This is a genomic window from Flavobacterium mekongense (genome assembly GCF_047038255.1).
Taxonomy (GTDB): Bacteria; Bacteroidota; Bacteroidia; order Flavobacteriales; family Flavobacteriaceae; genus Flavobacterium; species Flavobacterium mekongense.
The window spans coordinates 1,198,089-1,219,823 of record NZ_CP174374.1; the positions used below are offsets into that span (position 1 = coordinate 1,198,089).

18 protein-coding genes are annotated in these 21,735 nt (G+C 39.0%); 17 read left to right on the forward strand and 1 reads right to left on the reverse strand.

The genetic code is table 11. The features are described from left to right. Window positions 1-34: 34 nt before the first annotated feature. From ACJG85_RS05025 to ACJG85_RS05045, 5 genes are all read left to right on the forward strand, one after another. Window positions 35-1,024 carry a homocysteine S-methyltransferase family protein gene (locus ACJG85_RS05025; RefSeq protein WP_409679058.1) on the forward strand — a complete coding sequence of 330 codons (990 nt, stop codon included), beginning with the start codon at window positions 35-37 and terminating at the stop codon, window positions 1,022-1,024. Continuing rightward, window positions 1,024-3,708, forward strand: a complete 2,685-nt coding sequence (gene metH, locus ACJG85_RS05030) for a methionine synthase (RefSeq protein WP_412477074.1) — start codon at window positions 1,024-1,026, stop codon at window positions 3,706-3,708. The genes ACJG85_RS05025 and metH overlap by 1 nt, the downstream gene beginning before the upstream one ends. A 75-nt stretch (window positions 3,709-3,783) precedes the next feature. After that, window positions 3,784-4,740 carry a methylenetetrahydrofolate reductase [NAD(P)H] gene (metF, locus tag ACJG85_RS05035; RefSeq protein WP_290876655.1) on the forward strand — a complete coding sequence of 319 codons (957 nt, stop codon included), beginning with the start codon at window positions 3,784-3,786 and terminating at the stop codon, window positions 4,738-4,740. 186 nt (window positions 4,741-4,926) lie between these two features. Further along, the gene (locus ACJG85_RS05040; protein WP_412465051.1) at window positions 4,927-6,015 is read left to right on the forward strand and encodes an acyloxyacyl hydrolase; all 1,089 of its coding nucleotides are present in this window, start codon (window positions 4,927-4,929) and stop codon (window positions 6,013-6,015) included. A 9-nt stretch (window positions 6,016-6,024) separates the two neighbouring features. Next, the gene (locus ACJG85_RS05045; RefSeq protein ID WP_412465052.1) at window positions 6,025-6,774 is read left to right on the forward strand and encodes a head GIN domain-containing protein; all 750 of its coding nucleotides are present in this window, start codon (window positions 6,025-6,027) and stop codon (window positions 6,772-6,774) included. A gap of 11 nt (window positions 6,775-6,785) precedes the next feature. On the opposite strand, the gene gldA is transcribed toward ACJG85_RS05045, so the two are convergent. Beyond that, window positions 6,786-7,688 (reverse strand): gliding motility-associated ABC transporter ATP-binding subunit GldA, encoded by a 903-nt coding sequence (gldA, locus tag ACJG85_RS05050; RefSeq protein WP_412477075.1) that lies wholly within the window; start codon window positions 7,686-7,688, stop codon window positions 6,786-6,788. Window positions 7,689-7,992: 304 nt separating this feature from the next. On the opposite strand from gldA, the gene ACJG85_RS05055 reads away from it, so the two are divergent. The 12 genes from ACJG85_RS05055 (at window position 7,993) to queA (ending at window position 21,542) form a co-directional block, all read left to right on the forward strand. Next, window positions 7,993-8,820 carry a prephenate dehydratase gene (locus ACJG85_RS05055; protein ID WP_412465053.1) on the forward strand — a complete coding sequence of 276 codons (828 nt, stop codon included), beginning with the start codon at window positions 7,993-7,995 and terminating at the stop codon, window positions 8,818-8,820. Window positions 8,821-8,893: 73 nt separating this feature from the next. Further along, window positions 8,894-10,036, forward strand: a complete 1,143-nt coding sequence (locus tag ACJG85_RS05060; protein ID WP_412477076.1) for a pyridoxal phosphate-dependent aminotransferase — start codon at window positions 8,894-8,896, stop codon at window positions 10,034-10,036. A 36-nt stretch (window positions 10,037-10,072) separates the two neighbouring features. Next, the gene (locus ACJG85_RS05065; RefSeq protein WP_412477077.1) at window positions 10,073-11,155 is read left to right on the forward strand and encodes a chorismate mutase; all 1,083 of its coding nucleotides are present in this window, start codon (window positions 10,073-10,075) and stop codon (window positions 11,153-11,155) included. Between the two features lie 103 nt (window positions 11,156-11,258). Further along, a complete protein-coding gene (locus tag ACJG85_RS05070) occupies window positions 11,259-12,914 on the forward strand; it encodes a hypothetical protein (RefSeq protein ID WP_409679084.1) in 1,656 nt (551 codons plus the stop codon). Window positions 12,915-13,003: 89 nt separating this feature from the next. Further along, a complete protein-coding gene (gene rsgA / locus ACJG85_RS05075; RefSeq protein WP_412465056.1) occupies window positions 13,004-13,984 on the forward strand; it encodes a ribosome small subunit-dependent GTPase A in 981 nt (326 codons plus the stop codon). A 3-nt stretch (window positions 13,985-13,987) separates the two neighbouring features. After that, on the forward strand, window positions 13,988-14,440 hold the full coding sequence (gene dtd, locus ACJG85_RS05080; protein ID WP_409679090.1) for a D-aminoacyl-tRNA deacylase: 453 nt from the start codon (window positions 13,988-13,990) through the stop codon (window positions 14,438-14,440). Window positions 14,441-14,490: 50 nt separating this feature from the next. Beyond that, window positions 14,491-16,401 (forward strand): DUF3857 domain-containing protein, encoded by a 1,911-nt coding sequence (locus ACJG85_RS05085; protein ID WP_412477078.1) that lies wholly within the window; start codon window positions 14,491-14,493, stop codon window positions 16,399-16,401. Between the two features lie 4 nt (window positions 16,402-16,405). Then, window positions 16,406-18,415 (forward strand): transglutaminase domain-containing protein, encoded by a 2,010-nt coding sequence (locus tag ACJG85_RS05090; protein WP_412477079.1) that lies wholly within the window; start codon window positions 16,406-16,408, stop codon window positions 18,413-18,415. A gap of 1 nt (window position 18,416) precedes the next feature. Beyond that, window positions 18,417-18,743: a nucleotide pyrophosphohydrolase gene (locus tag ACJG85_RS05095; protein WP_395632621.1), complete on the forward strand. Its 327-nt coding sequence runs from the start codon at window positions 18,417-18,419 to the stop codon at window positions 18,741-18,743. Window position 18,744: 1 nt separating this feature from the next. Beyond that, window positions 18,745-19,071, forward strand: a complete 327-nt coding sequence (locus ACJG85_RS05100) for a DMT family transporter (RefSeq protein ID WP_409679102.1) — start codon at window positions 18,745-18,747, stop codon at window positions 19,069-19,071. Further along, window positions 19,071-20,324 carry a 3-phosphoshikimate 1-carboxyvinyltransferase gene (gene aroA / locus ACJG85_RS05105; RefSeq protein ID WP_412477080.1) on the forward strand — a complete coding sequence of 418 codons (1,254 nt, stop codon included), beginning with the start codon at window positions 19,071-19,073 and terminating at the stop codon, window positions 20,322-20,324. Before ACJG85_RS05100 ends, aroA begins: the two co-directional genes overlap by 1 nt. 168 nt (window positions 20,325-20,492) lie before the next feature. After that, a complete protein-coding gene (queA, locus tag ACJG85_RS05110; protein WP_409679108.1) occupies window positions 20,493-21,542 on the forward strand; it encodes a tRNA preQ1(34) S-adenosylmethionine ribosyltransferase-isomerase QueA in 1,050 nt (349 codons plus the stop codon). Window positions 21,543-21,735: the final 193 nt, after the last annotated feature.

Below are 21,735 nucleotides of genomic sequence, written 5' to 3' on the forward strand. Positions count from 1 at the left end.
GATGCTCTGTGCATCTCTGTGAAATTTAAAAAATATGTCAAAAATACAAGACGCTATCAAAGAAAGAATCCTCGTTCTCGACGGTGCGATGGGAACCATGTTACAGCGCAACAACTTCTCCGAAGCCGATTTCCGCGGCGAGCGCTTTAAGGATTTTCCGCATCCGCTAAAAGGCAACAACGATTTGTTGTCCATTACCCAACCCGAAGCGGTAAAACAAGTCCACCGCTTGTATTTTCAAGCCGGTGCCGATATTGTAGAGACCAATACATTCTCGGGAACCACCATCGGGATGGCCGATTATCATATGGAAGATTTGGTGTATGAGTTAAACTATCAATCTGCCAAAATTGCTCGTGAAGTCGCTGACGAGTTTACAGACAGACCGCGTTTCGTAGCCGGTTCCATCGGACCAACCAACCGTACGGCTTCCATGTCGCCCGATGTGAATGATCCGGGATTCAGAGCGGTCACTTTCGACGATTTACGCATCGCCTACAAACAACAAGTAGAAGCGTTGATTGATGGCGGTTGTGATGTACTTTTGGTAGAAACCATCTTCGACACGCTCAATGCCAAAGCGGCTTTGTTCGCCATAGAAGAAGTTAAAGAAGAGAGACATTTAGACATACCCGTAATGGTTTCCGGCACCATTACCGATGCCTCGGGAAGAACACTTTCCGGGCAAACCGTAGAAGCGTTTTTGATTTCCATCCAACATATTCCATTGTTGAGTGTCGGATTCAATTGTGCTTTGGGTGCCGACCAGTTAAAACCATATCTGAAAAGATTGGCGCAAAACACCTCTTTAAATATTTCGGCACATCCCAACGCCGGTTTACCCAATGCTTTTGGGCAATACGATCAAACACCGGCCGAAATGCAAGCGTTGATTCGTGAATATTTACAAGATAATTTAGTCAACATCATAGGTGGCTGTTGTGGTACCACTCCGGAACATATCAAAGCCATTGCTGAGGTAGCCGCTCAATTCAAACCCAGAACAATTTTAGAAACGATATAATGGCGGAAGCAACCAAATACTTAAAATTATCCGGTTTGGAACCGTTAATAGTTACACCGGAATCCAATTTCATCAACGTAGGAGAGCGCACCAATGTCACCGGTTCGCGCAAATTCCTTCGTTTAATCAAAGAAGAAAAATACGAAGAGGCCCTCGATATTGCCCGTGCCCAAGTAGAAGGCGGTGCGCAAATCATCGATGTCAATATGGACGAAGGAATGTTGGATGGGGTTTATGCCATGACCAAATTCTTGAACTTAATTGCCGCCGAACCCGATATTGCTCGCGTTCCGGTGATGATTGACAGCTCTAAATGGGAAATTATCGAAGCCGGTTTGAAAGTTATCCAAGGAAAAGGGGTGGTGAATTCCATTTCCTTAAAAGAAGGAAAGGAAGCGTTCATCCATCATGCTAAACTCATCAAAAGATACGGTGCGGCTGTCATTGTCATGGCATTTGACGAAGAAGGTCAGGCCGATACCTACCAAAGACGCATTGATATTTGTAAAAGGAGTTATGATATTTTAGTGAATGAAGTTCATTTTCCACCCGAAGACATCATTTTCGACCCGAATATTTTTCCTGTAGCAACCGGAATGGAAGAGCACAAGTTAAATGCTTTAGACTTTTTCAGAGCGACTAAATGGATTCGCGAAAACCTACCGTATGCAGGCGTTTCAGGCGGGGTGAGTAATGTGTCGTTTTCGTTTCGCGGGAACGATAAAGTGCGTGAAGCCATGCACTCGGCTTTCTTATACCACGCCATTAAACACGGCATGACTATGGGGATTGTAAATCCGGAAATGTTGGAGATTTACGACGAGATTGATCCGGTTTTGTTAGAACATGTAGAAGATGTTTTGCTCAACCGAAGAGAAGACGCCACGGAAAGATTATTGGATTTAGCCGAAAGTTTCAAAGGCGATTTCAAAACCAATGATAAAGCAGTGCAAGAATGGCGCAATGGTTCGGTTCAAGAAAGAATAACCCATTCTTTAGTAAAAGGAATAGACGAGTTTATAGAAATTGATGTTGAAGAAGCCCGTCAATTGGTAGCAAAACCGATTGAAGTCATCGAAAACCACTTGATGAACGGGATGAATGTCGTAGGCGATTTGTTTGGTAGCGGAAAAATGTTCTTGCCACAAGTGGTAAAATCTGCCCGTGTGATGAAGAAAGCCGTGGCTTACCTTTTGCCTTATATAGAAGCGTCTAAAGACGGCAAATCGTCTTCAGCCGGGAAAGTACTGATGGCCACCGTAAAAGGCGATGTACACGATATTGGTAAAAATATTGTTTCCGTAGTGTTGGCCTGCAACAACTTTGAAATCATTGATTTAGGGGTAATGGTACCGCCTGAAAAAATCATCGATGCGGCGGTTAAAGAAAATGTCGATATTATTGGTTTGAGCGGATTGATTACACCTTCACTCGATGAAATGGTGTATTTGGCCAAAGAGATGGACAAGCTGAATATCCAAATTCCGATTATGATTGGCGGCGCTACTACATCGCGTGCGCACACAGCGGTGAAAATTGCCCCGGAATACCAATCGACTGTAGTTCACGTTAACGATGCGTCGCGAGCGGTGACTGTAGCCAGTAATTTGCTCCAAGCCGAAACCAAAGACAGCTATGTGCAATCGGTTCGAGAAGAATACGACAAACTGCGCGAAGGCTACTTGAGTCGCAGTCGAGATAAAAATTATTTGTCGATTGAAGACGCTCGTAAAAATAAATTACAATTGGATTGGAACAATTTTACACCGGTAAAACCGAATTTTATCGGAACCAAAACCGTTGCAGTAGAATTGTCGGAACTGGTTGATTTTATCGACTGGACACCATTCTTCCAATCGTGGGAATTGTTCGGGAAATATCCGGCCATTTTGAAAGACGATATAGTTGGCGAGCAGGCTTCCGCTTTGTTTGCCGATGCGCAAAAAATGCTCCACCAAATCGTAACCGAAAAATGGTTTACCGCTAAAGGAATTCTTGGAATATTTCCTGCCAATACAGTGAATGATGACGATATTTCAGTTTATCAAGAACCCGCAACTCGGAACTCGGAACTCGCAACCTTTTTAACGTTACGCCAACAATCCCAAAAAACCGTCGGCGCACCCAACATTGCCTTAGCCGATTTTATTGCGCCAATAGAAAGTGGAAAGCAAGATTACATCGGTTGTTTTTGTGTGACTACCGGTTTTGGGGTGGATGAAAAAGCCGCTGAATTCGAAAAGCAATTAGATGATTACAATTCGATTCTAGTGAAAGCTTTAGGCGATAGATTAGCAGAAGCCTTTGCCGAATATTTGCACTTAAAAGTCCGCCAATACATTTGGGGTTATGCCTCGGATGAAAATTTATCCAATCAGGAGTTGATTAACGAGGAATACAAAGGCATTCGTCCGGCTCCTGGTTATCCTGCCTGTCCGGACCATTTGGAAAAACCAACCATTTGGAAACTTTTACAAGTGGAAGAAACCATTGGCGTAAAACTCACCGAAAGCATGGCCATGTGGCCGGCAGCCTCGGTTTCGGGTTATTATTTTGCCCATCCGCAGAGCAAGTATTTTGGCCTCGGAAAAATCAAAGAAGACCAAGTGGTAGATTACGCCAAACGAAGAGGAATAGCAACAGAAGTAGCCACGAAGTGGCTATCACCGAATATAGCAGATTAATTTGGTTACGTGTTACGAGTTTCGGGTTCAAAGTAAACTCGCAACTCGCAACTCGCAACTCGCAATTTTAAAATTATGAAAGTAACCCAACATATTGAAAACGCCAACGGCAAACCTTTATTTTCTTTCGAGATTTTGCCGCCTTTGAAAGGACAAAACATACAGTCGATTTTTGACAGCATTGATCCGTTAATGGAATTCAATCCCCCGTTTATTGATGTAACCTATCACCGAGAGGAATATGAGTACAAAGAATTGCCGAATGGTTTGTTGCAAAAGAAAATTGTGAAAAAACGTCCGGGGACGGTTGGGATTTGCGCAGGGATTCAGAACAAATATAATGTAGATGCGATTCCGCATATTTTGTGTGGTGGTTTTACCAAAGAAGATACCGAAAACTTACTGATTGACTTAGATTTCTTGGGGATTGATAATGTGGTAGCGTTAAGAGGCGATGCCTTGAAAACCGAAACCTATTTCCATCCTGAGAAAGAAGGGAATGCTTATGCAAGCGAGTTGGTAACCCAAATTAGCAATTTGAATAAGGGTATTTATTTAGATGAAGATTTAAAAAATTCGGCCAAAACAAACTTTTGTATTGGTGTAGCCGGTTATCCGGAGAAGCACATGGAAGCGCCGAGTTTGGACAGTGATATCCATTTCTTGAAGCAAAAAATCAAGAATGGCGCGGATTACATTATTACCCAAATGTTTTTCGACAATAAAAAATTCTTTGATTTTGTAGACAAATGTCGCGCTGCCGGGATTACAGTCCCGATTATTCCGGGATTGAAGCCGATTGCGACTAAGAAGCAGTTGAACTTGATTCCACATCGCTTTAGTTTGGAGTTGCCGGATGATTTGATTATGGCTGTGGTAAAAGCGAAAGATAATGATGAAGTCAAACAAATAGGGATTGAATGGTGTGTGGCACAAAGTAAAGAGTTGGTTGCGGCCGGCATTCCGGTATTGCATTATTATTCGATGGGAAAAGCTGAGAATATCAAAGCGATTGCCCAAGCTGTTTTTTAATCGGATTTTACAAAAGACCATTCCCATTTAGCCCCGATTGACAGTGTTACCATGTAACACCAAAAGCGGGAATAAGGCCCACAAAAGTGCCCGAACCATTCGCTACTGATTTTCAGTACAAGAAATAGCATTGAGGTATTTTATCTCGGTGAGATTCGCTTATATTTGTGCGTTTTAAATTTCAGCATGAGAAAAATTTACCTGCTGTTTTTCCTGTGTTCCTTTGTAGGCTTTGGGCAAAACACGAACGCTTTATCACTCGAAGCTTCCATTTTACGGGGCAATGCTTTACCGCACACCGAAGACATGTACCATTTGGTTAACGGTCATCCGCAAGGTGTGATGCTGTCTTTAGTAAACAGAACCGATGGGTCAAAAGAATGGCACCAAGCTTATAATTTTCCCGATTACGGCGCTTACTTTTTGTATCAAGATTTTAACAGTCAGCCACTCGGACAAAACTATGCCGTTGGAGCGCTTTACAATTTTTATTTTTGGAACCGCCATTTGCAACTAAAGCTTTCCCAAGGGATTGCGTTTACGACGAATCCATACGACAAGGTGGACAACAGTAAAAACAAGGCTTTTGGGAGTAAGTTTATGGGCAACACCAATATTGGTTTGGCATACGACAACCAGAACTTGTTTAAAAATATTGGCTTTCACGCCGGGATTTTGTTTACCCATTATTCTAACGGAAGAATGAAATCGCCTAATAGCGGGATCAACACCTATGTATTAAATGTGGGTTTGAATTATAATTTTTCAGAAGATTTTGTCCGTAAACCCGATACTACGACAGTTGCAAAATCTTATAAACAACCGATTCATTATAATTTTGTTGTACGTAGTGGTATTAATGAAAATCCGATTATTAATAGCGGACAATTTCCGTTTTACCATATCGGATTTTATGCTGATAAACGTTTAAACCGCAAATCCGCTTTGCAATTGGGTGCCGAATTATTTTTGACGAAATCTATTCAGGAATACATTAAGTATTATTCGGTGGCTTATCCGGAGGACAATATCAGTGCGAATACCGATTACAAACGAATCGGAATTTTTGTTGGGCATGAGTTGCTCATCAATCGGATTTCCTTAGAAGCACAAGTAGGTTATTATGCCTATCAACCTTTTAAAAAAGACATTCCCATTTACGACAGGGTAGGGATTAAATATTATTTTACAGATAAAATATTCGGGGGGTTTACCATTAAAACCCATTTGTTTTTGGCGGAAGCCCTAGAGTTTGGAATTGGATACAGATTATAAATGACAGTTATGAAAAATATCAGTTTATTAGTTGTTGCTTTTTTGCTGCTGATGGCTTGTGAAAAGCCCGGTGACTGCGTGGAGAGCAGCGGTGCAATTGTTACCAAAGAAGTTCCGGTGCAACCTTTCAAAAAGATAAAAGTGTATCGCGGGATTGAAGTGGTTATTACGCAAGGTACTGATTACAAGGTTGAAATTGTGGCGGGTGAAAACTTTATCAATAATGTGGAAGTGATTCAAAACGGTGACCGATTGATTTTTAAAGATGAAGCCAGTTGCAATTGGGTTCGCGCTTACGGCATGACCAAGATTTTAGTCACTACACCAACCTTGGAAGAGGTATATTCAAAAACAGACAGAAATATTAGTTCTAATGGAGTGCTGACTTTTCCGATTTTAAGATTAAAAGCTTTGGATAAAGACGGAGACGGTGAAAGCGGTGCCGGTACAGGAGATTTTTATATTGAGGTTAACAACAGCCAATTAGTTGTTGAAAATAACAATGTGTCAAGGTATTTTATTTCCGGTCAGACCGATGAAGCATTGTTCAATTTTTATTTTGGTGATGGCAGAATAGAAGCCGAAAGTTTAACGGCACAAAATGTAAAAGTATATCATCGCGGCTCTAACGACATGATTGTAAAGCCAATCCAAAGCATTATAGGAACCATGAACAGCACCGGAAACATCATTCTTAAAAATGTGCCGCCGTTGGTTGATGTAGAAGAATTATATCAGGGAAATGTGCTTTATCCTTAAGAATACTAATACTATTTCTTCTTAGTCTTCTCTCTGAATATCTGTTCTAAGTTTTTACTCTTCAAACTAATTTGCAGCGTTTTCAATCCATTGGCTTGCGCAAAATCAAAGATGGTCGGACGCATGTCTTCTTCGGTACTAAAGGTTAGTAACCAAAGGTTGTCGCCATTGTTTTGGTACGTTTTAAGGTTGGCTAAAGCGGCCAGTGTTTCGTTAGTAATTGCTTTGTCAAATTCGACTTCAATGATTTGCTCTTTTTCTTCAGCTACTAATTTGTCCAGTTTTTTATCGGTTACAATTTTACCTTGATTGATAATAATGACACGGTCACAAATCGCTTCTACTTCCTGCATAATATGTGTGGAAAGAAAAACGGTTTTGTCTTTTCCGACGTTTTTAATCACATTTCTGATTTCTACCAATTGGTTCGGATCTAAACCGGTTGTAGGTTCATCTAAAATTAAGACTTCCGGATTGTGCAACAGCGCTGTGGCCAAGCCTACCCTTTGACGATATCCTTTAGACAACTGTCCGATTTTTTTATGGCTTTCCGCGGTCAAACCGGTTAATTCGATTACTTCTTCAATGCGCGATTTGGCAACTTTATAAACATCGGCATTAAAAGCCAAGTACTCTCTTATGTATAAGTCCAAGTACAACGGATTGTGTTCGGGTAAATAGCCTACCGATCGTTGTACCTCGATTTGGGCTTCGTTAACATCGTTGCCGTTAACTTTAGCCACACCTTCATCGGCGTTGAGGTAAGTCGTTAAAATTTTCATTAAAGTTGATTTTCCGGCGCCATTCGGACCTAAAAAGCCAACAATTTCTCCTTTTTTTACCGAGAATGAAACCTTGTCCAGCGCTTTTTGAGCACCGTAACTTTTGGAGATGTTTTGAACTTCTATCGACATAAACGAACTATTTGGAGCAAATGTAATAATTAATAAAAGGATAACGAAAAATTGCCGCTTTTATGATGTAGCGAAAACGTTTCCGTAGATTTTTTGCGATGTTTCTGTAAAAGCTAAGGTTTATTTTTCTAAATTAGCCAAAGTCAATCAGCACTATGAGACAATTTAACACTTTTTATACCTATTTCTTTTATTTCTTCTTCGGGCAGAAAAAGGGATTGGTATTGTGTTATGTAAAAAAATAAAAGAGTCAAGTAACAGTAATAGAAATCCCAACGAGAGTTGGGATTTTTTTTTTGAATTTATGAAAACAAAAATAGCGATACAAGGCATCAAAGGCTCCTTTCACCATCAAGTGGCCCAACAGTATTTTGAGCAAGTTGATGATTTAGACGAATGTATGTCATTTGACGATTTGGTCAAAAGCTTGACAGCTAATCGCTCCCAAAAGGGTGTCATGGCGTTGGAGAATTCAATCGCCGGGTCGATTATTCCGAATTATGCCTTAATTGACCGTAACAATTTACACATCATCGGCGAGCATTATTTGGATATTCACATGAATTTGATGGCCTTGAAAGGTCAAACCATTGAAGACATCAAAGAAGTGCACTCGCACCCTATAGCTTTATTGCAGTGCGCTGTTTTCTTTAGTCAATATCCGCATATCAAATTGGTGGAAAGTGGCGATACGGCTGAAACTGCTCGACGTATTCAAGAACAACAACTCAAAGGCATAGGTGCTGTGGCGGCTCCGATTGCGGCTAACTTGTACGATTTGGAAATTCTGGCCGCGGGAATTCACACTGTGCAAAGTAACAAAACCCGCTTTGTGATTGTCAAAACCACCAACAAAGAGTGGCCTAAAGAAACCATCAACAAAGCCTCAATTAAATTCGAATTGGATGACACGCCCGGTAGTTTGGCTACGGTTTTAAACGTGATGAATAATTGCAAATTAAACCTAACCAAAATCCAATCCATGCCGATTATAGACAGACCATTTCAGTATTCTTTTTTTGTAGATGTGATTTTTGAAAGGTACAAACACTATGAAAAAGCCAAAAACATATTGGCTTTGATGACCACGCATTTTAAAGTTTTAGGAGAATACCAAAAGGGGAAACAATAACAATGACAATATCAAAAATCAATAGCAATAATTAGTATCGAACATTGCTATTGTCATAGAAATTAAAAAAAACATGATACCAACAGCCCACCGATTAAACAGCGTTCAGGAATATTATTTTTCCAAAAAATTGCGCGAAGTACGCCAGCTCGTGGCCGAAGGAAAACCGATTATCAATATGGGCATCGGTAGCCCGGATTTGGCGCCGGATGCCTCCGTTATACAAGCCATGGTACAAGGGATGAACGATGCTAAAGCACACGAGTACCAAAGCTATCAAGGATTGCCGGAATTGAGACAAGGCATGGCCGATTTCTATACCAAACAATTTGGTGTGACTTTAGATCCGAACACTGAAATTTTACCGTTAATGGGCTCTAAAGAAGGTATCATGCATATTTCCTTGGCTTTTTTAAATGAAGGCGATGAAGTGCTGATTCCCAATCCGGGGTATCCAACCTATGCTTCGGTAACCGAATTGGTTCAGGCCAAAGCCGTTTATTACGATTTAACAGCCGCCACCAATTGGCAACCCGATTTTGAGGCTTTGGAACAAATGGATTTGTCTAAAGTTAAGTTGATGTGGGTTTCGTATCCGCACATGCCCACCGGAGCGAACGGAACTTTAGCGTTGTTTGAAAGGCTGATTGCTTTCGGCATAAAACACCAAATTTTAATTGTTAATGACAATCCGTACAGCTTTGTTTTAAACGATAAGCCTTTATCGATTTTACAAGTAAAAGGCGCTAAAGACGTGGCTTTGGAACTCAATTCGCTCTCCAAAACCTACAACATGGCCGGTTGGCGCGTAGGGATGATTTTAGGCAAGGCTAATCTGATTGAAGCCGTTTTAAAAGTGAAAAGCAACATGGACAGCGGTATGTTTTACGGCATTCAAAAAGGCGCAGTCGAAGCGCTCAAACTGGGAAACGATTGGTTTCGCAAGCAAAACGAAGTGTACTACAAACGCCGTCAGTTGTTGTTTGAGTTGGCCGAAAAGCTGGAGTGCACTTTCGACAAAAACAGTGTTGGGATGTTCGTTTGGGCCAAATTACCCGAAGGGATTTCAGCAGAAAAGTTTATCGATAAGGTATTGCTCGACAAACACATTTTTATCACGCCGGGCAGTATTTTCGGGAGCAACGGTGAAGGCTATATTCGCTTTTCGCTATGCGTTACCGAAGCAAAAATTCAGGAAGCAATTGACCGATTTTAAAAGAAAAGACACTAATTTTACAGTAGAAAAACAGCTATGAATATTACAGCAGAGAATAGAAAATGGTTGGATGATTTTAACTTAACTCATCCTTTGGTGATTGCCGGACCTTGTAGTGCGGAAACAGAACAACAAGTATTGAAAATTGCCCACGAACTAAAAAACTCAGATGTGTCGATATACCGCGCCGGAATTTGGAAACCACGCACACGTCCCGGGGGATTTGAAGGTGTGGGCGCCATCGGTTTGAAATGGTTGCAAAAAGCCAAAGCCGAAACCGGTTTGTTGATGGCTACCGAAGTTGCTAATGCCGCTCATGTAAAGTTAGCCCTGGAACATGATATTGATGTGTTGTGGATTGGCGCCAGAACCACCGTAAATCCTTTTGCTGTTCAGGAAATCGCCGATGCTTTGGCCGGTACGGATAAAATTGTACTGCTCAAAAATCCGGTAAATCCTGATTTGGCTTTGTGGATAGGCGGCGTAGAACGATTGTACAATGCCGGTATCAAAAAATTAGGCGTGATTCATCGAGGGTTTTCGACTTACGAAAAAACCAAATACCGAAACATACCCGAATGGCAATTGGCCATCGAGTTGCAGAATCGTTTCCCCGATTTACCGCTGATTTGCGATCCGTCGCACATTACCGGTAAGCGTAACATGATACAAGAAGTGTCGCAACAAGCGCTCGATTTAAATTACGACGGTTTGATTATCGAAACCCATATCGATCCCGATAATGCTTGGAGTGATGCCGCTCAGCAAGTTACGCCAACGGTTTTAAAACAAATTTTCCTCGATTTAAGAATCAGAAAAGAAACGGATGATGCCGATGATTACAACAGTCGTTTGTCCAGATTCCGTGTGGATATTGATGAGTACGACCGAAAACTGTTGGAGATTTTAGGCAAAAGAATGAAAGTAGCCGACAAAATCGGAGCCCTGAAAAAAGAGAAGAATGTAGCCGTTTTGCAAAACAAACGCTGGAACGAAATATTAGGTAAAATGATTTTGGACGGAGAAGAAAAAGGCTTAAGTGAAGAGTTTATTCTGAAAATCTTCAAAGCCATTCACCAGGAAAGCATAACGCATCAGGAAAAAATCATTAATAGTTAATAACTCAATTATTTAAAAATAAAACCTATCAACATTTTGGTAGGTTTTTTTTGTATTATTGCGCCGCAATAAAAACAACCTATTTAATTTAAAAACAACCAAAATGAAAAAAACCTTTTTAGGTTTTGTCTTTTTTGTTTGCAGTTGCATAAGCTTGAATGCACAAAACAAGATAGATAAAATCAGCGTAACTTATGGCGAAGAATTGCCGGAGGACAAACAAAAAATCGTAAAAATCATCGGAGAAACGGGGAACAAAATTTATGCACTCGGCTTCAAAGAAAAAGAAGATTATTTCTTGAAGATTTTCGATTCTAAAACCATGAAATTACTCTCTTCTAATCCTATTGTAATTCCGCAAATCAGTGATAAAGAAGTTGATTTTGAAGATGTTTTTTTACTCAACAACACCTTGTATGCCATCGGAAGTGTGTACAATAAAAAAGAAAAAATCTTCAATTTAATCGGTGCCGAAATTTCAGAAAAAGGCATCATTAGTAAAACAACCACTACCTTATTCAATTCTGAAGTAGCTAAAAAATCAGAGCGTGGTGGATTTTATTTCAAACAATCTACCGATGAAGGCGCTTTGTTAATCATGCATACGTCACGTTTTCCAAAAGAAGATGCCATCAAATACGAAGTAAAGTTGTTTGATGATAAATTGGCTACCTTATTTTCCAGTGAAGAAAAAGTAAATTTCGACGATAGCAAAAAGGATTATGAGTTTACAATTTCGGATTTTGAATTGAATTTTCAAGACGATGTTTTCTTGGTTATCAATGAAAGCTACCGCGATTCTAAAAAGAAAGAGCAAATCGAGAAATTCCAAATTCACGCTTTCAAAAGAGCCAATAACTATAAGAAAGAAGTGATTGACATCAACATCAAAGGCAAAGAAATCATCAATTGTAAAATGATGTCTACCAATAAAAACACCTTGCAGTTGGTTGGATTTTACTCCAGTGTTCGCGAAAATGGTAAAGCCAACAAAGAGTTGAAAGGGGTTTACAATGCTACCATCAATTTGGCTACCAATACCAATGATAACTTAAAATTCAACGAGTTTGATTATGCCACCAAAGTAAAATTGTTGGGTGAAAGAAGAGCCAAAAAAGGTAAAGATTTAAAACCATTGTACAGCATCACTACTTTAATCGAGAAAAACGATGGCGGCATTATAGTGCTGTCTGAATTGCAGTTTGTGTATGTGGGTCAGAGTTCCGGAATTGGTCCGTTGGCCTTTACACCGGTGACTTACACTAAAAACGAAATTATCGTGACTTGTCTAAAACCTGATGGTTCATTAGATTGGAGTAATGTATTGCCGAAAGAACAATCGGCTACGGTAACTACCATGTCTTTTGCTTTTAGTGCTGTTGGAGGAAACGGAAGCTTCAATGTTGGTGTTTCCATGGCTATTCCGTTGGCACAAATGGGGAAAGGACCGGAGTACTTAGGCGCTATTCCTATTTATAAAGACGGTGTTTTAAATTTGCTTTTCAACGATAACGTGAAAAACAAAGGCGTTACCAATATTGAAGAAATCAAAGCTTTAGGCAATTACAACAATGCAGTGCCATCGGTTTTTGTTTTCGACAGCAAAGGACAAATTACCCGAAAAGACCCTGAAGAAGTTGTTAAAAACGAATTGGTTATTCGTCCGGGCGTTTATTATCGTAAGAGTCAAAACGAATTTATCATTTATTCTTCTCGCAAGAAATTGGATAAGTTAGGCAGAATGATCTTAGAAGATTAATCCAAAAGGCTGTGAAATTTTCACAGCCTTTTGTTTTTAAATAAAATAGGCTTCATTTTTTCTACCTTTGTACTTTGTAATTCCAAACAATGACAGGACTAATTTATAAATCGACCGGAAGTTCCTATACGGTAAGAACCGAAGACCAACAGGTTTTTGAGTGTCGTATTAAAGGAAAATTTCGCATCAAAGGCATCAAAAGTACCAATCCTATTGCCGTGGGCGATGTAGTTGATTTTGAATTAGACAATTCTACCGATGAAACCATTGGTTTGATTCATCACATTCATGATAGGAAGAATTACATCGTTCGAAAATCGGTTAATCTTTCCAAGCAAACGCACATCATTGCCGCTAATATTGATGTGGTTTTTTTACTAATAACGATTAATAATCCGCCCACTACTACCAGTTTTATCGATCGCTTTTTAGTTACCGCCGAAGCTTATGGCATAGAAGCCGTATTGGTTTTTAATAAAATTGATACTTTTGATGATGCCATGTTGGATGAACAATTGTATTTGCAACACATTTATTCCGAAATAGGCTATCAATGTATACGAGTTTCCGCCGTTAACGGCAAAGGAATTGAAACGCTGAAAGACCTGATGAAAGGTAAAGTGAGCATGTTTTCCGGGCATTCGGGTGTGGGAAAATCAACCTTAGTCAATGCCTTAGAACCGGAGCTCAATTTGAGAACCAAACACATCTCAGAGCAAAGTATGCAAGGCCAACACACCACTACGTTTGCCGAGATGTATGATTTGTCTTTCGGCGCCAAAATCATCGATACGCCCGGGATTAAAGGTTTCGGAATTGTGGATATGGAACCGACCGAAATCAGCGATTACTTTCCCGAGTTTTTCCGATTGAAAGACCAATGCAAATTCAACAACTGTTTGCACAAAGAAGAACCGCATTGTGCCGTTAAGAAAGCATTGGAAGAAGACAAAATTGCCTGGTCGCGCTACAACAGCTACCTGAAAATATTGGAAGGCGATGACGAACATTACCGCTCCGACATTTACAACGATGACAGAATCGCCAGTGATGAAACACGAAAATCATAAGTTATGAGGTCTGTCATCCAAAGAGTTTCTCAAGCTTCTGTAACCATAGAAGGCAAAAAAGTAGCCGATATCCAAAACGGTTTATTGATTTTAGTTGGTTTTGAAGATTCCGATAATCAAGAAGATATTGATTGGTTGAGCTCTAAAATTGCTAATCTTAGAATCTTTGGTGACGAAAACGGTATCATGAATTTGTCACTTAAAGATATTGCAGGCGACATGATTATTGTGAGTCAGTTTACCCTTCACGCCTTGACTAAAAAAGGCAATCGACCTTCTTACATCAAAGCTTCCAAACCTGAAATCGCTATTCCGTTATACGAGCGTTTTATAGCGCAAATGGAAACCGAGTTGGGCAAAAAAGTCCAAACCGGAAAGTTTGGTGCCGATATGAAAGTTAGTTTGTTAAACGACGGACCGGTTACGATTATTATTGACACAAAAAATAAAGAATAAGATTATAAATAAAATCATAATTTTTTTATATTTGGGAAAATTTACGATTAATGAAAGTCAGTATTTTCTCTATTTTCTTTCTCTTTTTTTCCCTTTCGGCAGGTGCTCAAAAGTTAGAATACGCCAGTCTGATTATTCCCGATAGTTTAAAGTTAAATGCCAATGCTGTGGTTAGGTTGCGTGAAGTTTCCATCAATATTCCATCTCAAAATGAAATGTTTATTAATACCAAAGTAGTTACAACGGTTTTGAATGAATTGGGATTGAAAAGTTTGGATCTTTCGGAATATCATGATAAGAATAGAAGAATTACCAAGATAGAAGCTGTTGCTTATGATGTTTTCGGCAAAGAATTAAAATCTTACAAAAGAAAAGATTTTAAAGATGTTAGTGTTGCTGATGGTGTTTCTATCTTTAATGATAATAGGGCCTTATATCTTGAGTATACACCAACAAGTTATCCGTTTACAATCGTTTTTGAATCTCAAGTAGAAACGTCTAATACCGCTTTTATTCAGCCTTGGGTTCCCATTGAAAATTACCTTGAAAGCGTTGAGAAAACCGTTTTTAGTATTGCATTCAAGCCAGAATTAGCACTCAAAAGGAAGGAAGCTAATTTTTCAAATCGGTATGCTATTGAGGTAAAAGAAACTCCAATTTCTGTGAGTTATTCAGCCAAAAATTTAATTGCAAAAAAAAGAGAAGAACTTAGCCCGAGTTTTACTAAAATATTTCCTTTGGTCTTCTTTTCATTAGAAAAATTTTCTTTGGAAAATGTCGTTGGAAAAGCAACTAATTGGAAAGAATTCGGAAAATGGTACTATGAATCATTATTAGCCGATACAGAAGAAATTCCTGAAGCAACACAACTAAAGATAAAACAGTTGATAGGAACTGAGAAACGACCTGTAGAAATTGCTAAAATTGTTTATAAGTTTGTTCAGGAGAAAACACGTTACGTTAGTATTCAAGTCGGAATTAGTGGTTGGAAACCCATGTTGGCAAAAGAGGTTGATAAATTAGGTTATGGAGATTGTAAGGCTTTGACGAACTATACACGCTCATTGTTAAAAGTTGTTGGTGTTCCTTCTTATTTTACTTTGGTGTATGCTGATGCAGATAACAAAGAAGACATCAATGATGAAATTGTTTCAGTGCAAGGAAATCATGCAATATTGACTTTGCCTACTGAAAATGGATTGGTTTGGTTAGAATGTACCAGCCAAGTTCAGCCATTTGGTTTTCAAGGCGATTTTACCGATGACAGAAATGTTTTGTTGATTAAACCTGAAGGAGGGGAAATAGTGAAAACTCAGACTTTTACTGAAACCGATAATGTTAGGACAATAAGAGGTAATTACACAATTACAGCTGAGGGAAATTTTGTAGGTAAAGTGAAAATGATTTCAAAAGGATTGCAATATGATAGTTATTTTAATAGAGAAAGAAGTAGTCGTGAGAATCAAATAAAAGCTTACAAAGAGGAGTTCAGTAACATAAATAATTTAACTGTAAAAAAAATTACACATCACAACAACTCTCAAGATATTGAATTTATTGAAGACTTGGAGTTAGAGGCTGAAGCATATGCACAAAATTCAAATGGGAAACTATTATTTGTTTTGAATGCTTTTGATCAAAATTCATTTGTGCCTAACAAATCTAGAGTTAGAGAGTTTTCCTTTCAAATAACAACAGGCTACACCGATGAGTCCGAAATCGAGGTTAATCTGCCAGAAGGCTTTATAATTGAAGCTAAACCTAATGGGGTAAAACTTGACAATGAATTTGGAAGTTATACCATAGAATTTCTGCAGTTAGAGAATAAAAAAGTACTTTGTAAAAGGAAATTAATAATCAAAAAAGGTTTCTATGACAAATCTAAATATGAAAATTATCGAAAGTTCAGAGAGACAGTTGCTAAAAGTGACAATTCTAAAATAGTCATTGCCAAAATTTAGTCATATGAAAAAATTAATCATTATATCTTTATTGTTTATAAACATTTTGGTCACAGCTCAAAAAAGAGAATTGGGCGAAGTTACAGTTGCAGAATTAAATGAAAAAGTTTTCCCTACCGATACCTCTGCATCAGCAGCAGTTTTATTTAACATCGGTAAAACCCATTTTGAATATTCAGGAGATGACGGTTTTTCTATAGTGACTGAAATTATAACCAAAATAAAAATTTATAAAAAAGAAGGATATCGATATGCCAACCATACTGAAAGGTATTATGTAGGAGGGAGTGGTCAAGAAAAAGTGATTTTCACAAAGGCCGCAACTTATAACTTAGTCAATGGTAAAATCGAAAAAACCAAGCTTAGCAGTGATGGAGAGTTTATAGAGCAATCCAATAAATTTTGGTCGAGAAAGAAGATAACCATGCCTAATGTTAGAGAAGGCTCTATTATAGAATATAAAGTCACTATAACCTCGCCTTTCTTTTCCAATTTTCCAGAATGGGAATTTCAAAAAACAATACCGGTTAATTACACAGAGTATACTACCCAAATTCCGGAGTATTTTGTTTATAACACCCATTTCAAAGGGTTTCAAATTCCAGTGATTACTAAAGATTCAAAGCAAAGACAAATAGATTATACTTACACTGAAAAATTTGTTCCCGGCTTAAATACGGGAACTCCTCAAAGAATAAAGACCAGTTTAGAGTTCAAAGAAGAAACTGTAAAGTATAAATTAATCAATGTTCCGGCTCTTAAACTGGAAGCTTATACCAATAACATAGATAACTACAAGGCTTCAATACAGCATGAAAGAGCAATGACTCGTTATCCCAATAGTCCGATTGAAGCTTATGCAACAGATTGGGAAAGTGTTACCAGAAAAATTTATAACAGTGAGTATTTTGGAGATGAATTAAAAAAAACGGGCTATTTTGAAAAAGATTTGGATGCAATATTAAGCCAAGTCAGTGCAAGGGAAGAGCGAATTGCTGTGATTTTTAATTACGTCAAAGCGCGAATGAACTGGAATGAATATTCCGGAATAGCTTGTATTGATGGGGTGAAGAAAGCCTATCAGGAAAAAAAAGGAAATGTAGCCGAAATCAATCTAATGTTAACGGCAATGTTAAGATATGCCGGCATTGAAGCTAATCCTGTTTTACTAAGTACACGAGATAATGGAATCTCTCTTTATCCTAGTCAGTCAGCTTTCAATTACGTAATTACAGCGGTAGAATCACAAGAAAGCGTTGCTTTACTGGATGCCACAAATAAGTTTTCTTTGCCCAATATTTTACCGGTACACGATTTAAATTGGTTTGGAAGAATTATCAGAAGTAATGAAAGCTCTGTGCAAATTAATTTAATGCCAAAATTCAATTCTAAGGAAGTAACAAACATAATATGCTCGCTTGATTCAGAAGGCAATGTAGTTGGAAAAATCAGGAACCAATATTTTGATTACAATGCCTTTATTTTCAGAGTCAATAATGACGGTATTTCAAAGGAAAGTCATATGGAAAAACTCGAAAAATCACATCAAGGCTTGGAAGTAAGTGAATACGATGTTCAAAATGAAAGAGATTTGTCAAAACCAATCGTGGAAAATTATAATTTTACATCGAATAATTCAGTTGAAATTATTGGAGATAAAATCTACGTTTCTCCCTTTCTCTTCTTTGCGATTCAAAAAAACCCATTCAATCAGGAAGTCAGAGAGTATCCGGTGGATTTTATATTTCCAAATCAAAATAAATTTAATGTTGCCCTGAATATTCCGGAAGGCTACATTGTTGAAACGTTGCCACAACCTAAAGCTGTTTCTATGCCGGAAGGATTGGCTAATTTTAAATACAATATTACAAATACTGAAAAAGTAGTTCAGCTCAATTACACCATTGATATCAACAGTGCAATAATAGGTTCTGAATATTATGACGCTTTAAAAGCCTTTTTCAAAGAATTAGTCAACAAACAAACCGAAAAAATTGTTTTAAAGAAAGGATAATATGGATATTAAAAACGCCCAGCTCGAAGTCGATAATTGGATTAAAAACCACGGTGTTCGCTATTTTAATGAGCTGACTAATATGGCACAACTCACCGAAGAAGTGGGTGAAGTAGCTCGAATCATCGCCCGTCGTTACGGAGAACAATCGGAAAAAGAAAGCGACAAGAACAAAGATTTGGGCGAAGAACTAGCCGATGTTGTTTTTGTGGTTTTGTGCTTGGCCAACCAAACAGGAGTCGACCTGCAAGCGGCCTTTGATAAAAAGATGGACTTGAAAACCCAACGCGACCATGATCGCCACCACAACAACGAAAAACTGAAATAAATTGAATTGGTTACTGTTAATCATCGCCGGACTATTTGAAGTTGCTTTTGCTTTCTGCCTCGGTAAAGCCAGAGAAACTTCAGGAACAACTATGTGGTCTTGGTACGGTGGTTTTTTACTATGCTTAACACTCAGTATGGTGCTGCTGGTCAAGGTGACTAAAGAGTTGCCCATTGGCACAGCTTATGCGGTGTGGACAGGCATCGGAGCTGTTGGTAGTGTTTTAGTCGGGATTTTAGTGTTCAAAGAACCCGCTACTTTTTGGCGCATTTTCTTTATCAGTACATTAATCATATCCATCGTCGGATTAAAAGTAGTTTCGGAATAATGAATCTCCAGCTAACCTATAACCCGCAACCCGCAACCCCCAACCCGCAACTTTCCATCACCGGTTCTAAGTCGGAAACCAATCGATTGCTATTGCTGCAAGCTTTGTATCCGAATCTGACTTTGGAAAACACCTCCAACTCCGATGATTCAGAAGTGATGTCGAAAGCATTACAAAACGCCCAAAACACAACCCTTAACCCGCAAATTGTAGACGTTCATCACGCCGGTACTGCCATGCGATTCCTAACCGCTTTCTTTGCCATACAAGAAGGAAAGGAAGTCGTGCTAACCGGTTCTACCCGTATGAAAGAACGTCCGATTAAAATTTTAGTCGAAGCTCTGCAACAACTCGGCGCCGAAATCAGTTATGAAGAACAAGCAGGTTTTCCGCCGCTAAGCATCAAAGGTAAAAAGTTGACGCGCTCCAAAGTTTCCTTACCGGCCAATGTCAGCAGCCAGTATATTTCGGCCTTGTTGCTAATTGCTCCAAAACTGGAAAACGGTCTGGAACTGACTTTAGAAGGCGAAATTACCTCTGTGCCTTACATCAAAATGACTTTGGCTTTGCTTAATGAAATCGGAGTTGAAACCTCTTTCATAGCAAATACGATTAAAGTTAACCCGCAACCCGCAACCCGCAACCCGCAACTCCTTACTATTGAATCCGACTGGTCTTCTGTATCTTATTGGTATTCTATCATAGCTTTATCTGAAGTTGGAACCCAAATTACACTGTCGAGTTATAAACCAAACAGCTTACAAGGCGATAGCGCTTTAGTAGAAATTTATAGTGCATTTGGAGTAGAAACGATTTTCGAAAACAATAGTATACTGTTAAGAAAATCCCATAACCCAAAACTTACAACACATAACCTACAACTCAATAACTGTCCCGACATTGCCCAAACCATAGCGGTTACCTGTTTCGGACTTGGATTACCATGCCATTTAACCGGTTTGCATACGCTTAAAATAAAGGAAACGGATAGGTTAGAAGCGTTGAAAACCGAGCTAACCAAATTGGGTGCCAAGGTAACTGTAACTCATGAAAGTTTAACTTTGGAACCATCCGAAAGCATTAACCCAAACATCAACATCAAAACTTATCAAGACCATCGCATGGCTATGGCTTTTGCACCATTGGCGATAAAAGTGCCTATTGTGATTGAAGAAGCCGAAGTGGTATCTAAATCTTATCCAACTTTTTGGGCCGATTTAAAATTAGCAGGATTTTCAGTAGCCGAACAATAAGACGTCAAAAGCCTCAGCACCTTAGTGTCTCAGCGCCTTAGCACCTCATTTTCAAAAATAAACCCTAAAACACTTGACAACGCCTATCTCACGATAGTATATTTGCAGGCGATTTAATTTTAGGAATCAAATCCTAAATGCCGAATCCTAAAATCCTAAATAACTTATATGAAATTATCTCATTTTAACTTTAATCTTCCGGCCGAATTACTTGCGGAATTTCCAACAGAAAACAGAGACGAATCCAGATTAATGGTCGTAAATCGAAAAACCAAAACCATCGAACACAAACTCTTCAAAGATGTAATCGATTATTTCGACGACGGTGATGTGATGATTTTAAATAACACCAAAGTATTCCCGGCACGCATGTACGGTAACAAAGAAAAAACCGGCGCCCGTATCGAAGTGTTTTTGTTGCGCGAATTAAACGCCGAACAACGCCTTTGGGACGTTTTGGTAGATCCGGCGCGTAAAATCCGTATCGGAAACAAGTTGTATTTTGGCGACGACGATTCGTTAGTGGCAGAAGTAATCGATAATACCACGTCTCGCGGTAGAACTTTGCGTTTTCTATATGATGGTTCGTATACCGAATTCAGAAGAAAATTAACCGAATTGGGTGAAACCCCAATCCCAAAATACATCAACCGCGAAGTGACCGAAGAAGATGCCGAGCGTTACCAAACCATCTACGCCAAAGAAGAAGGTGCAGTAGCGGCACCAACCGCCGGTTTGCACTTCTCTAAACACTTGTTGAAACGTTTGGAAATTAAAGGCGTAAACTTCGCCGAAATCACACTACACGTAGGTTTAGGAACTTTCAATCCGGTAGAGGTGGAAGACTTGTCTAAACACAAAATGGATTCTGAAGAGTTAATCATTACCCAAGAAGCCTGCGATATCGTAAACAAAGCCAAAGAAGGCAAACGAAGAATATGCTGCGTAGGAACCACTTCCATGCGCGCCATCGAAAGCTCCGTTTCGTCTAACAGAACGCTAAATCCTTACACGGGTTGGACCAACAAATTCATCTTCCCGCCTTACGATTTCAGTATCGCCGATTGTATGATTACCAATTTCCATACCCCAAAATCGACTTTGCTCATGATGATTTCCGCTTTCTGTGGTCACGACCTAATGAAAAAAGCCTACGAAGAAGCCATCAAAGAAAAATACCGCTTCTATTCTTATGGCGACGCGATGTTAATCATCTAAAAATACAATCCCGACAGCAATGTTGGGATTTTTTTTGGAGCTGTGTCCCGCTTTCCGTTACAATCTTTTTGGCTTTCAGAAAATGAAAAGCCAAAAAGGATTTCCACTCTAATCGGGGCTAGGGCAATCGACGCAATAAACTTTTCCCTTTTCCCTTTTTTCTTTTTGCTTTTTTTTACTTTTACGCCAAACT